9 protein-coding genes are annotated in these 13,773 nt (G+C 38.0%); 6 read left to right on the top strand and 3 right to left on the bottom strand.

The window, feature by feature from the left end:
• The first annotated feature begins 2 nt into the window (after nucleotides 1-2).
• Nucleotides 3-689, top strand: coding sequence for an ABC transporter ATP-binding protein (locus HZR84_07820; protein ID QNL21847.1), 687 nt, complete (start codon nucleotides 3-5; stop codon nucleotides 687-689).
• Nucleotides 689-3,256 carry an ABC transporter permease gene (locus HZR84_07815; protein QNL21846.1) on the top strand — a complete coding sequence of 856 codons (2,568 nt, stop codon included), beginning with the start codon at nucleotides 689-691 and terminating at the stop codon, nucleotides 3,254-3,256. The genes HZR84_07820 and HZR84_07815 overlap by 1 nt, the downstream gene beginning before the upstream one ends.
• Here the strand turns inward: HZR84_07815 and HZR84_07810 are convergent.
• A complete protein-coding gene (locus HZR84_07810) occupies nucleotides 3,253-5,841 on the bottom strand; it encodes an OmpA family protein (GenBank protein ID QNL21845.1) in 2,589 nt (862 codons plus the stop codon). The two genes, HZR84_07815 and HZR84_07810, sit on opposite strands and share 4 nt — an antisense overlap.
• Before the next feature lie 155 nt (nucleotides 5,842-5,996).
• On the opposite strand from HZR84_07810, the gene HZR84_07805 reads away from it, so the two are divergent.
• The 4 genes from HZR84_07805 to HZR84_07790 are packed head-to-tail and all read left to right on the top strand — an operon-like array spanning nucleotide 5,997 to nucleotide 11,859.
• Nucleotides 5,997-6,440, top strand: a complete 444-nt coding sequence (locus HZR84_07805) for a MarR family transcriptional regulator (protein QNL21844.1) — start codon at nucleotides 5,997-5,999, stop codon at nucleotides 6,438-6,440.
• A 5-nt stretch (nucleotides 6,441-6,445) separates the two neighbouring features.
• Nucleotides 6,446-8,848, top strand: coding sequence for a 3-hydroxyacyl-CoA dehydrogenase/enoyl-CoA hydratase family protein (locus tag HZR84_07800; protein ID QNL21843.1), 2,403 nt, complete (start codon nucleotides 6,446-6,448; stop codon nucleotides 8,846-8,848).
• A 35-nt stretch (nucleotides 8,849-8,883) separates the two neighbouring features.
• On the top strand, nucleotides 8,884-10,056 hold the full coding sequence (locus HZR84_07795; protein ID QNL21842.1) for an acetyl-CoA C-acyltransferase: 1,173 nt from the start codon (nucleotides 8,884-8,886) through the stop codon (nucleotides 10,054-10,056).
• Between the two features lie 9 nt (nucleotides 10,057-10,065).
• A complete protein-coding gene (locus HZR84_07790) occupies nucleotides 10,066-11,859 on the top strand; it encodes an acyl-CoA dehydrogenase family protein (protein ID QNL21841.1) in 1,794 nt (597 codons plus the stop codon).
• 22 nt (nucleotides 11,860-11,881) lie between these two features.
• Here the strand turns inward: HZR84_07790 and HZR84_07785 are convergent, their stop codons facing one another.
• Nucleotides 11,882-13,198: a T9SS type A sorting domain-containing protein gene (locus HZR84_07785; GenBank protein ID QNL21840.1), complete on the bottom strand. Its 1,317-nt coding sequence runs from the start codon at nucleotides 13,196-13,198 to the stop codon at nucleotides 11,882-11,884.
• A gap of 42 nt (nucleotides 13,199-13,240) precedes the next feature.
• Nucleotides 13,241-13,732: a hypothetical protein gene (locus HZR84_07780; GenBank protein ID QNL21839.1), complete on the bottom strand. Its 492-nt coding sequence runs from the start codon at nucleotides 13,730-13,732 to the stop codon at nucleotides 13,241-13,243.
• Nucleotides 13,733-13,773: the final 41 nt, after the last annotated feature.

The following is a 13,773-nucleotide window of genomic DNA, read 5'->3' as shown; positions in this document are numbered from 1 at the left end:
AAATGACAGAAATCCTGGAGGTCAAAGACCTCAGTAAAACGTATCAAACCGGAGGCCAAAGTCTAACAGTACTGAACTCAATAAATTTTGAAATCAAAAAAGGAGATACAATGTCGATCGTTGGACCATCAGGAAGTGGAAAAACAACCCTTCTTGGTTTATGTGCCGGTCTCGACACGCCGAGTACCGGTTCAGTAAGTTTAGCGGGAATTAAACTTAATGATTTAAGTGAAGACGACAGGGCATACGTGCGAAATCAGCATGTTGGTTTTGTATTTCAAAATTTCCAGCTCTTACCTACTTTGAGTGCACTTGAAAACGTAAGCATTCCTCTTGAGCTTCGGGGTGAAAAAAATACTGAACCCCGTGCCATTGAATTGTTATCTCGCGTGGGATTAGAGGAGCGCCTACACCATTATCCCAATCAACTTTCAGGTGGTGAACAACAGCGTGTGGCTATTGCAAGGGCATTTATGGCCAATCCTGATATTTTATTTGCAGATGAGCCAACGGGAAACCTGGATGAAGAAACTGCCGCTATAATTACCGACCTGCTTTTTAATTTGAATAAGGAAATAGGGACTACTCTTGTCATGGTAACGCATAATATTGGCCTGGCAAATTTCACCAATCGGATTTTGCAATTAAAAGGTGGTGACCTTGTTTCGGATAAGCTTAAAAAGGCATAATGGATAAAAAGATATCTGTAAAACGTAGGGGGACTAATCTTTTAAGGGATTCATGGATTTGGAAACTTGCATGGAAAGATGCCAAAAAACACTTTGACCGGTTATTTCTTTTTATCGTATCTGTTTCTGTTGGTATCGGTGCATTGGTCGCCATAAATTCTTTTAATTATAATTTAAAAAACGATATAGACCGGCAAGCCAAAGAACTACTTGCTGCCGACCTGGTAATTTATTCCAATCAGCCATTTGATACTTTATTCATAAATATGGTTGACACTTTCGAGCGTGAAAAAGGAAAAAGTGCAAGAATGGCATCTATGGCTATTTTCCCAAAAAATAATAAAACGAGATTGGTTCAATTGGTTGCCCTTGAAGGTGGATATCCTTTTTACGGTTTGGTTGAAACAATACCAAGAAAATCTTTAGAAAAACTGAAGTCCGGTCAAGGGGCCTTGATTGACGAAACGCTGGCCTTGCAACTCGAGGTAGAAATTGGTGATTCGGTGAAAACAGGAAGTCTGACTCTTCCTATTATTGGCCTGGTTTCTTCTATTCCCGGAAGTGCCGGTATAATGTCTTCTTTATCTCCCTCTGTCTATATCCCCTATGCTTTTTTGGATTCTACAAATCTTATTCAGTACGGAAGTCGGGTTAATTACCGGCTGTATTTTAAAGCGGAAAAGGGAGAAAATGCTGAGGAGTTGTTTGGTCCTATCAAAAAAACAACCAAAAGTTTAGGCTATGGAAATGAAACGGTAGATGACAGAAAGGAACGGGTTGGCTCTGCATTGGATAATATGTATCGCTTTTTTCAATTGCTCGGTTTTATCGCTTTGATTTTGGGCTGTATTGGTGTTGCGAGTTCGGTCCATATATATGTTCAGGAAAAAATTCCTTCCGTTGCAGTACTTAGGTGTATGGGTGCTACAGGTTGGCAATCATTCTGGATATTTTTTATCCAAGCCAGCGGTATTGGTGCCATTGGGAGTATTATAGGCGTATTATTGGGAAACCTGGTGCAATTTGCAATTCCTTATGTTTTACAGGATTTTATTCCAATAGAGCTCAATTTAAATTTTTCGCCACAGGCTTCATTCACCGGACTTGGTATTGGCTTAATTATTTCATTATTATTTGCCGCTTTACCTTTGATTAGGGTAAAATATGTTTCCCCACTTGCGGTGTTGAGAACATCTGCCGCTGAATTGATGAAAAGCCCTTTACTTCAAAAAATATTATTTCTCTTGATTCTTGTATTGCCATGGGTCTTTGCGGTCTATCAGACTGGTGAATTGATTTTTGGTACAGCTTTTTATGCCATCATGCTGATTACCATAGCTGCATTAGCAGCTGTTTCATATTTATTAATTCGCTTAATAAGAAAGAATTTCCCAAAGAACTGGTCTTTTGTATGGCGACAGGGTTTGGCAAATTTATTTCGCCCAAACAATCAAACCTCCGTATTGACAATTGTTATTGGCCTGGGTGCATTTATGATTGTCACCCTTTCATTGATTCAAAATAGCCTCCTATCTCAACTTGAATTCAGCGGAGATAAAAGCAGGTCTAATCTAATATTGGTTGATATTCAAGATTATCAGAAAGATGATCTGCTGGCTTATGTGGAAAAGAATAATTATCCTATCAATCAAATGGTGCCGGTTGTAACTATAAGAATTGACAGTATCAATGGTAAATCCTCAGATGAAATTAGAAAAGATACTACCGATGAAATCCCGAATTGGGCATTGACCATGGAATATCGAGTGACCTACCGAGACAGTCTGATTGACTCTGAAGAAATTGTGGAAGGTCATTATATCAATGAGTTTAAACCGGGAGACGACTCACTTTATGTATCGGTAAGTGAACGGATGTTAAAACGCATTGACGCACAAATAGGTGATGAAGTAGTCTGGGATGTCCAGGGTGTGCCTGTTAAAAGCTATATAGGAAGTGTTCGAAAAGTAGATTGGCAACGGTTCCAAACCAATTTTACCGTTCTATTTCCCAAGGGTATCTTCGAAGATGCTCCGCAATTTTATGTTTTACTTACCCGCGCCGAAAACAAAATGGAGTCTTCTCAAATACAAAAAGATATTGTTAGGGCATTTCCGAATGTGTCGGTTCTTGACTTAAGCATGATCCTCAGGAATGTTGATGATATTTTAAGTAAGGTCTCTTTTGTCATCCGGTTTATGGCTTTGTTTTCAGTTGTCACAGGCTTGATAGTATTGGCCGGAGCTGTTACCAACGGTAAATTTGTTAGGTTGAAGGAGAATGTATTGTTGAGAACTTTAGGGGCTTCAAAAAATCAAATTGTTCAAATCAGCCTGGTGGAGTATGCTTATCTGGGACTTCTTTCAGGTATAACCGGTTCAATATTAGCACTTGGTGCTAGTTTTGCCTTGTCCATTTATTTTTTTGAAATGGTTTTCGTGCCGGACATTCTGAGTATCTTGGTAATTTGGGGATCCATCACTGCATTATGTGTACTGATCGGATGGCTAAATACGAGAGGTATTTTCGACCGAAGTCCCCTAGAGGTATTAAGACGTGATGTTTAGTTTCTTTTTATTGCTTCAAATTCAGCTCTTCTGTTTTTCATCCTTCCTTGTCGAGTGGCATTGGAAGCTATCGGATTGATCTGGCCGTTTCCTTTTGTAATTATTCTTTGAGGGTCTGCTCCTTTTTTAACAAGAGCTTTTTTTACATTATCAGCTCTGATCTTTGATAAAAACTTATTGTAATCAGGGTGACCTACGGTATCTGTATAACTGTGAATTACTATATTTAAATCCGGCCGCATATCCAAAATGCCTAATATTTCATTGAGCACTGTATCCGGGTCGGTTCTGAAATAAATTTTATTTACTACAAAATATACTTTTAGGTCAGACAGATTTGGAATCTCTTGTTCTGTTTCTACTGTTTGATCTTTTTTCTCTTTTAAGTTTTCAATTGAGCTGTCTTTTTCTATTGCTTTGTCTTTGATTTCAATTTTTGTGATTAGCTCAGAATCATCCTTTACAGATGCATTGTAAGTTGTGTCAATGAGCTTTTCAGATAAACCTGATGGTAAAGAATCTTTTTCGCTTTCAATTGTTGTATTTTCAGTGTACATATCAGCTTCTTCCGGATTAATCCTAAGGACGAAAGGCTTATAGGCGTTGATATAATAGTAACCATCATCTGCCGGCTTCATTTTTTCATTGTATGATGGAATGATGATTGCTTCAACTCTGTCATCCGGCCTTATACCTTTATTTTCCCAGGGCCCTTTTTCTTCTTCTCTGGGGTATTTATCTCCATAGCCCACCGGGAAAATCCTGTTACCAGCGACTCCCCTTGAAATAAGTGCTTGCTTTATTGCATCTGCTCTTCTCTGGGATAAATTGAGATTTTTAGAATTACTATTTTGTGAAAAGGTATGAACAGCGATCTCCAGGTTCATTTCCGGATTGTCAAACATTCTTTTGGCGAGGGCATCCAATTCCAGCTCAGAAGTTGAATCCAGTTCTGCAAGATTTAATTTGAAAAATATATTAGGCAAAAGGGTAATGGTATGGAGTGTATCATCTCTTTGCAATCTGATAATTGTATCAATTTCAACAAACTCTTTTTGATCGGGAATATGAATATTAACAGAGTAATGCGCATATCCTGGTTGTTCTACTTCTACCTGCACATTGTAATTTTTATGCGGAGGTAAAACAGATGAAAAACGCCCATTAACACCATTAGAGTTTAATACATAGATCAACTCTTTAGTTGCATTGTCAAATACCTTTATCAGCGTAGCAAGCGGCTTTTCGGTTTCTTTGTCAACCACTCTCCCTTTTAACAGAATAATTTGAATGGGTTTTTCTGGCAAATTGGCTATGTATAAATCTTTGTCTCCATAAGTTTCACTTCTAATTCCCGAAAAATACCCTCTTCTCGCATCTGCAGATAGCACGAAATACAATTCGTTTTGGGCCGTATTGAGTGGATAACCCATATTTTCGGGCTCGGTCCAGATGCTGTCTTCCAAGCTTGAATAGAATATATCGAAACCTCCCATACTGCTATGCCCTTGAGATGAAAAATAGAGTGTTTTAGCATCGGGATGAATAAAGGGAGACTCTTCATTATATTCTGTATTGATGCTTGGTCCCAGGTTTTCCGGCAAGGCCCAGGATCCGTTCGGAAGCATTCTAACTTTGTAAATATCAAGGCCTCCATATCCTCCTGGTCTGTTTGAAGAAAAATAAAGGGTTTGTTCATCCGGAGTGGTGCTAACCCCTGTTTCCCAAAACTCAGTATTTATAGGTTCCGGTAAAAGAAATGGCGTTGACCAGCGACGAAATTTCCAAACCGATTCATAAATATTTCCAGACAATCCGGATTGAGAAGCATCATCGCGATAAATAAAAAGAGATTGACCATCTGGCGAAAGGCCAATATTTGCATCGTGTCCGTTGGAGTTAATATATCCGGGAAGTTGCTCCGGTTTTGACCATGCATTGTTGCTGTCCTTTACACATATATAAATGTCTTCCATATTCCAGCCATCTCTTGCATCAACTAAACCTCCCGTGCTATTAGGTCTCCTGGAAGTAAAAAAAAGTGTCTGTTCATCAGCTGAAATCACAGGAGCGTAATCAGGATAACTAGAATTTATTGCTCCTCCAAGATTGATAATTTCTATGTTTCTTTGGTTTTGTTTAAACTCAATTCCATTATTGCATTCATCAATTCTTTTTCGGATATCCTTTTTGTTGGCAAGAGGATGGGAGTCTTTATCAGTTTCAGAAAATACTTTTAAAAACCGGAAATAATGCTCTTTGGCCATTGCAAAGCTGTCTCTCTGATGATAGAGATTAGCCAAATAGTAATTGTTTTCCGGTGACTCATCACCGAGTTGTTCTGTTTTTAAAAAATAAACAAATGCAGAATCATAATTTGCGAGTTCAAAATAAACTTTCGCCTTTAAATAATTCCATTTGGGGTTTTCGGGGCTTTTTACAGCAGCTTGGTTTAAAATTCTTAATGCTTCCTTGTAGTCCTTGTGGTGGATAAAATAACCTACCTCCTTTTCAATTTTTTTGTTGAATTGCGCATCCGAGGGATTATAGGTTAATAAACAGAAAACAAGGAGAATTCCCTTCATTGGCCAAAAATATCAATTATTATTAAAGGAATGCACTTTTTAAGTCTATTCCTCAAATAATAAAATAAGGAAATACAAGTAAACCTATAAACTAAAAAAAAACATCAATTTATTATGCATGCATAATATAATTTTTTATTTTCGTTCTCTGACCTATGAAAGCAAAGGAAACCGTAGACTTCAATATAAAAACTGCCTGGCATGCCATCTTCAGAATGTACAATAATGAGGCTTCAAAACATGAAATAACTACTTCGATGGGTTATGTTTTGATTAATATCGATGATGAAAATGGTACTCCTGCTACTAAAATAGGTCCGATGATCGGGATGGAGATTCACAGTCTTTCACGAATGATTAAAAATATGGAAGAGCGCGGATTAATTTTAAGAATGGCCGATAAAGAAGATGGGCGCGTAACCCGAATATTCTTAACTGAATTAGGAAAGGAAAAGCGAGAAATTTCCAAAAAAACAATAAGAAAATTTAATCATGCTGTACAGGAAGTTGTTCCGAAAGAGAAGCTGGACACCTTTTTTGAAGTCATAGACAATATAAACCATTTGATAGATAACAATCATATTTTTCGTGATCAATAAATATTATGAAAAGAATTATTAAGAAAGTCGCCATTTTAGGATCTGGTGTTATGGGGTCCAGAATTGCATGTCATTTTGCTAACATCGGTGTACAAGTCCTTCTCCTGGACATGGTTCCTAGAGAGTTAAATGATAAAGAAAAAAAAGCGGGCCTTGATTTAGAGAACAAAAACGTTAGAAACAGAATTGTAAACGATTCTCTTATTACTGCATTAAAATCAAATCCCTCACCAATTTATCATAAGGATTTCGCCTCGCGAATTGAAACAGGAAATTTCGACGATGACATGTCAAAAATTGAGAAATCTGATTGGGTCATTGAGGTTGTGGTTGAAAACCTAGAGATAAAGAAAAAGATTTTTGAAAGTGTTGAAAAATTTCGAGCAAAAGGCACTTTGATTACATCAAACACCAGTGGAATTCCCATGCATTTAATGTGTGAGGGGAGAACCGAGGATTTTCAGAAAAATTTTGCCGGCACACATTTTTTTAACCCTCCGAGATACCTTCAGCTTCTGGAAATTATTCCCGGACCGCAGTCTGATCCTGAGGTTGTTGATTTTCTCATGTCATTTGGGAGCAAGTTTCTTGGAAAAACCACAGTACTGTGTAAAGATACGCCGGCATTCATTGCTAACCGCGTAGGGATTTATGCCATTTTAAAAGTAGTGGATTCAATGATGAAGCTAGGCCTCAATATTGATGAAGTTGATAAACTTACCGGCCCGGTTATAGGAAGACCCAAGTCAGCGACATTTAGAACTTCTGATGTGGTAGGGCTAGATACACTAATAAAAGTATCGGATAATCTTTATCAGGGCCTGACCAAGGATGAATCCAGAGAAATGTTCAAATTACCTGAAGAGGTCAGGAAAATGGAAAAAAACAAATGGTTTGGCGATAAAACAAAACAGGGTTTTTATAAAAAGGTTAAAGACGAAGAAGGGAAAAGTCAAATATTAACACTTGATTTAGACTCTTTTGAATACAAACCAAAAGAAAAAGTAAAGTTTGCCACTCTTGAAGAAACAAAGTCCATTGATAAAGTTATAAACCGGTTTAAAACATTACTGAATGGAAAAGATAAAGCCGGAGAATTTTATAGAGATTCATTTTATGGCCTATTTCAATACGTGAGTTTCAGAATACCTGAAATTGCTGATCATTTATATCAAATAGATCAGGCCGTTTGTTCCGGCTTTGGTTGGGAAGTTGGCCCTTTTGAAACCTGGGATTCTGTTGGCTTGGAAGACACCATTAAAAAAATGGAAGAGGCCGGATTTAAAGTCGGGTCATGGGTAAAAGATATGCTCAAAAAAGGCAAAACTTCATTTTATAAAGTTGAAGGAGGGGTTAAAAAGTATTACAACATCAAAAATGATGCATACGAAGCACTTCCAGGTACCGATGAATTCATTGTGCTCGATAATTTAAGGGAAAACAAAAAAGTATGGTCCAATGAAGGAGCTACTATTTTCGATATAGGTGATGGAATTTTAAATATTGAGTTTCACACCAAAATGAACACCCTGGGAAGTGAAGTCATTCAAGGCATAAATAAAGCCATTGATCTTGCAGAAAAGGAATACGAAGGGCTGGTCATTGGAAATCAGGGTGCCAATTTTTCTGCAGGAGCAAATGTGGGTATGATATTTATGTTTGCCATCGAGCAGGAATTTGATGAAATCGACTTCATGGTTAGGCAGTTTCAAAATACCATGATGCGTGTTCGCTATTCATCCATTCCTGTGGTAGTTGCCCCTCATGGATTAACTCTGGGAGGTGGATGTGAAATGACCATGCACGCAGACAAAGTTCAGGCTGCTGCGGAAACATACATTGGTCTCGTTGAAATGGGCATAGGTGTTATACCCGGTGGTGGTGGAACCAAAGAAATGGTTTTGCGGGTCTCGGATACTTTTGAGGAAGGAGATGCTGAATTGAACAATATGCAAAATGCATTTATGGATATTGCTCAGGCGAAAGTGGCAACATCTGCGTATGAGGCTTTTGATATGCATATACTTCACGACGGGGATAATATTTCTGTAAATAAAAACAGGCAATTAGCAGATGCCAAACAAGCTGTAATTTCAATAATAGAACAGGGATATGTTCAACCGGTACATAGAAAAGATATAAAGGTACAAGGCAAAAAATTAATTGCCCTGTTTGAAGCTGGAATAAACGGAATGCTCATGGGGCGATATATTTCAGAACACGATGCGAAAGTGGCAAGGAAACTCGCATATGTAATGGCAGGTGGAGATTTATCATATCCACAGGAAGTTTCTGAGCAATACCTATTGGATTTGGAAAGAGAAGCTTTTGTTTCTCTGACCGGAGAAAAGAAAACACTAGAAAGGATTCAAGCCGTAATTAAGACAGGCAGGCCAATCCGGAATTAAGATTTTAAAAAAACAGTTCTTATAAAAAGATAATTATGGACGCATATATAGTAGCAGGATACAGAACCGCTGTTGGAAAAGCCAACAGGGGTGGCTTTAGATTTACTAGACCAGATGACCTGGCCGCTGAGGTAATAAAACATCTTGTTTCCAAAGTAGAAGGCCTGGACCCTAAGCAAGTTGACGATTTAATCGTTGGAAACGCCGTGCCTGAAGCAGAAGCTGGAATGCAAATGGGAAGAATGATTTCCCTTTTGTCATTGCCAATGGAAGTGCCGGGAATGATCGTTAATAGATATTGCGGTTCCGGTCTTGAAGCAATTGCGATTGCTTCTCAAAGAATTAATGCAGGCATGGCAGATATTATTATCGCTGGTGGTACTGAGTCCATGTCATTGGTGCCGGTAATGGGGACCAAAACCGTACTCAATTATAAAATTGCAAAAGAACACCCTACTTATTATACAAGTATGGGACTTACCGCTGAACAAGTATCTGAGCAATACAACGTGAGCCGGGAAGATCAAGATGAGTTTGCCTTTCGTTCACATATGAATGCAATTGATGCCATAGAATCTGGAAAATTTAAAGATGAAATTGTCCCTGTTACCGTGCAGGAAACTTATTTAGATGCTTCCGGCAAGAAAAAGTCCAGAGAGTATGTCGTTGACACCGATGAGGGCCCGAGAAAAGATACTTCTAAAGAAGTTCTTGCAAAATTAAGGCCTGTTTTCGCAAATGGAGGAACCGTTACTGCCGGTAATTCTTCCCAGACATCGGATGGTGCAGCTTTTGTAATGGTGATGTCAGAAAAAATGGTCAATCAACTGAATCTAAAGCCCATTGCAAGAATGCTATCTTATTCTGTTGCAGGCGTAGAACCTAGAATAATGGGAATTGGCCCGGTAAATGCGATACCAAAGGCATTGGAAAAAGCCGGGAAAAAATTAAAGGATATAGATCAAATTGAATTGAATGAAGCATTTGCTGCGCAATCAATTGCAGTTTTAAGAGAGCTGGATATCGATATAAATAAAGTAAATGTTAATGGTGGTGCAATTGCCCTTGGTCATCCATTGGGTTGTAGCGGGGCCAAATTGTCAATTCAGCTTTTCAATGAAATGCGAAGAAGAAAACAAAAATACGGAATGGTGACTGCATGTGTTGGAGGTGGACAAGGCGTTGCCGGAATTTATGAACTCTTATAAAATACTAAAATGGAAACAGTAGATAAAAAAATGAATATCAAAGGGGGAGAATTTCTTATCAAGGAAACTGATTCTTCCGATGTTTTTATTCCGGAGGAATGGAATGAAGAACAAAAAATGATCGCACAAATGTGTGATGACTTTTTAGCAAGTGAAGTGCTTCCAAACCTGGATAGAATTGATGCGCTGGAGGAAGGTTTAATGCCTCAATTAATGGATAAAGCCGGAGAGCTTGGTTTATTGGCCACAGCCATTCCCGAAGCGTATGAAGGTTTTGGAAAAGGATTTAACGATTCTTTATTGATTGCCGAAAGGACGGGCGCGGGTCATTCTTTTGCGGTAGCCTTATCTGCACATACAGGAATCGGAACCTTGCCTATTCTCTACTTTGGAACGGAAGAACAAAAAAAGAAGTACTTACCTAAATTGGCAAGTGGTGAATTCAAAGCCAGTTATTGCCTTACTGAACCCGGTTCTGGTTCGGATGCGCTTGCGGCTAAAACTAAAGCCGAATTGACTAAAGACGGCAAGCATTATGTGCTCAACGGCCAGAAAATGTGGATTACCAATGCCGGTTTTGCCGACTTATTTATTGTATTCGCAAAAATAGATGGCGAGAAATTCACTGGTTTTGTCGTTGAAAAAGGAACCCCGGGACTGAGTTTGGGCAACGAAGAACATAAAATGGGGATTAAAGGCTCTTCAACTAGGCAAGTGTTTTTTGAAGACTGTAAAATACCCAAAGAAAATATTTTGGGTGAAGTTGGGAAAGGACACATTATCGCTTTCAATATTTTAAATATTGGAAGAATTAAACTTGGCGCAGCCGTATTGGGAGGTTCTAAGTCCGCAGCTCATCATACAATTATGTATGCAAATGAGCGTCATCAATTTCAAAGACCTATTTCAAGTTTTGGTGCTATTAAGCATAAGATAGCCGAGCAGGCAATTAAAATTTTTGCTACAGAGTCTGCCCTTTATAGAGCGGGAATGGACATAGAAAAAACTGAAAATGCCTTATTAGAAAAAGGTAAAACACCAAGTGAAGCCTTACTCGGGGCAGCAGAAGAGTTTGCCATAGAATGTGCAATACTAAAAGTAATGGGATCTGAAACCTTGGATTATGTGGTAGATGAGGGTGTGCAAACATTTGGCGGCTATGGGTTTTCTGCCGAATACGTAATGGATCGCGCATATCGAGACGCAAGAATTAACAGGATTTTTGAAGGCACAAATGAAATCAACAGAATGTTGATTATCGATATGTATTTAAAAAGGGCAATGAAAGGCCAGTTGGATTTAATGACTCCTGCTTCAAATGTTCAAAAGGAGTTAATGGAAATTCCCGATTTTGGCGATGAAGAGCAAAGTTTGTTTTCTGAAGAAAAGAAGCTAATAGCTAACGCAAAAAAAGCAGGTTTGATGTGTGCTGGCTCTGCTGCACAAAAGTACATGCAAAAATTGGCTGATGAGCAAGAAATTTTAATGGCTTTAGCCGATATGGTTATAAAAATCTATGAAGCGGAGTCTGCAATTTTAAGAGCAGAAAAATATGTGGGAATTCACGGTGAAGAAAAAGGTCAGTTACGAACAGACCTCGCCAAAGTATGCCTCTATGATGCCATGGATGAAATCAACCGGGCCGGTAAAACCGTAATTAATGCATTTGCCGAAGGTGATATGTTAAGAATGATGCTTCTGGGATTGAAAAGGTTTACAAAAACACCGCCTTTCAATTCTATAGAAGCCCGCAGACGAATAGCAGATTTTCTAATTAAAGAAAACACCTATAAACTAGATTAAAACTAGCCCCGAAAGGGGCTTTTTAATGTATGATAAATGCCTTTCTAACCGACCCCATATTGCTTTCTGTTTGAAGAAAATACAGCCCTCTTTTTAGATTGCTCAGCTGTATTTTTGATTCCCCCTCTATTAAAATTCCATTTTGTACTTCAACACCTTGTTCATTATATATCTTGTACGATAAATTAATATCATATCCCAAAATGCTAAGTGATTCTTTTGTGGGGTTTGGGTAAATCAACAAATAATTTTCGTCTTCTGTGTCCAAGCCATCACAAATAAGCATTATAACAAAAATAGAATCATAATTTGCGCAACCATTGGTGTCGGTTACTGTACAGGCTGCCCAACCTGAGCCATTTAATACAAATATTGAATCGGTACTTCCATTATGCCATAGATAAGAATATCCGGGGCCTGTGGCTGAAAATGTTATCGGAAACTGATCATTGCAAATTAAAGTGTCTTCATTGCCAAACTCCAATAAAGGTTTTGGTCTTTCAATAAGGAAAACAGTATCGCTATTTTGACAAGTGTTTTGATCTGTGACCGTTGCAGTTAAATTTCCGTCATTTCCATAATAAATGGATTGCCCTGTACTCCCATCAGACCATAAAACATTCACCCACCCGGGGCCGGCATCAAACATCACACTATCTCCTTCACAAAACTCGACATCTGGCCCAATGTCCAAGTCTGGCAAACTGTTTACGATTACTGTTTGTGTGAGCGAATCAGAGCAAGAAGTGCCGTTTACTACAATTTTGACTTCGTAAGAACCGGCTGAATCAAAAACCTGATTGAACGTTGAATCTGAAGAAACAAATTGATTATCAATATACCAGGACAATGTTTGAGCACCGATGCTGGTGCTTGTAAATAATACAGAGTCTTTTTCACACACGTTTCCTGAATATGACATTCCCGGTACCGCATTACAGCAGGAAATCACTGTCATATTACCAGAAACTGTATTCATCTGATTTGTAACGTTTCCCATATTCAAGTACCCTGTCACATTCACTGTATATGACCCTGCAGGCACATTACCCAAATTGGCAGTATGGGAAGTGAAATTAATTGCAGGTAGGCAAATTATTAATTCTTGATAATAGACATTGACGTCAATTACATTTCCATTTATACTGGATGTAATGCTGTCGAATGGAAAATTAATGCAATTGACTTGTACAAATGCAATGATATCGCTATTCGTACAAGATGTTGCGTTGGAGGGAATGGTTGTATTCGTTATGGTCAAAAGCTGGGCATTTGAGTTGTGGGTAACAAATACGGCAAACACGAACAAGATTGAAAATAGTTTTATGTATTGTTTCATAATTCCATAAATGAGATACTAAAATAGTAGATTAATATAAGTTTATATTATTGTTCTGTAATTAAGCGTAGAGTTTGAGACACCAAAATTCCCGGGAATTATTAGTTCGGGATTTAAAACCTTTATTCCAATTTTAACAATTGCCATATGGTGAGTCGTATGTTCATAAACATATTGCAATTCTCTTTTTAAAGAAGATTTAAATGCTGTTTTAGAATTGAATTGTTCTACTACCAATTCAATGTCTTCTAAATTACTATTCAGCCAATCAATTATTTCCTGTGTCGCATTGTTTGCTTCAGGCAAGTTTACTTCCAGGCTTTTTTGGCGCTTTCTCTTGTCGTAATTAACCTTTTTAGAGTCCGCCTTTGCTTTTAGTATCTGATAAAATTCTATTATGTGTCTAAAATGTTGCCCAATTGAAGCACTAGACAATATTTCCAGGCTTTGAGAATATTCATTTTCACTTAGAAAATTGATATGATGAAGTAGAGTTTTTAACTGAACAATATTTTTATTTCTAAGCTCTTCCACCGATTATCCAAACTAAATTCAAATATGATCTACTGATGATT

Source organism: Hyphobacterium sp. CCMP332, from assembly GCA_014323545.1.
Classification (GTDB): domain Bacteria; phylum Bacteroidota; class Bacteroidia; order Cytophagales; family CCMP332; genus CCMP332.
The sequence above is the reverse complement of the archived record's forward strand: the minus strand, read 5'-3'. Positions and strand labels throughout refer to the sequence as shown.

Excerpts from the sequence above, each read along its gene's own strand:
- HZR84_07820 (QNL21847.1), top strand. The coding sequence starts at position 3 with ATGACAGAAATCCTGGAGGTCAAAGACCTCAGTAAAACGTATCAAACC.
- HZR84_07815 (QNL21846.1), top strand. The coding sequence starts at position 689 with ATGGATAAAAAGATATCTGTAAAACGTAGGGGGACTAATCTTTTAAGG.
- HZR84_07810 (QNL21845.1), bottom strand. The coding sequence starts at position 5,841 with ATGAAGGGAATTCTCCTTGTTTTCTGTTTATTAACCTATAATCCCTCG.
- HZR84_07805 (QNL21844.1), top strand. The coding sequence starts at position 5,997 with ATGAAAGCAAAGGAAACCGTAGACTTCAATATAAAAACTGCCTGGCAT.
- HZR84_07800 (QNL21843.1), top strand. The coding sequence starts at position 6,446 with ATGAAAAGAATTATTAAGAAAGTCGCCATTTTAGGATCTGGTGTTATG.
- HZR84_07795 (QNL21842.1), top strand. The coding sequence starts at position 8,884 with ATGGACGCATATATAGTAGCAGGATACAGAACCGCTGTTGGAAAAGCC.
- HZR84_07790 (QNL21841.1), top strand. The coding sequence starts at position 10,066 with ATGGAAACAGTAGATAAAAAAATGAATATCAAAGGGGGAGAATTTCTT.
- HZR84_07785 (QNL21840.1), bottom strand. The coding sequence starts at position 13,198 with ATGAAACAATACATAAAACTATTTTCAATCTTGTTCGTGTTTGCCGTA.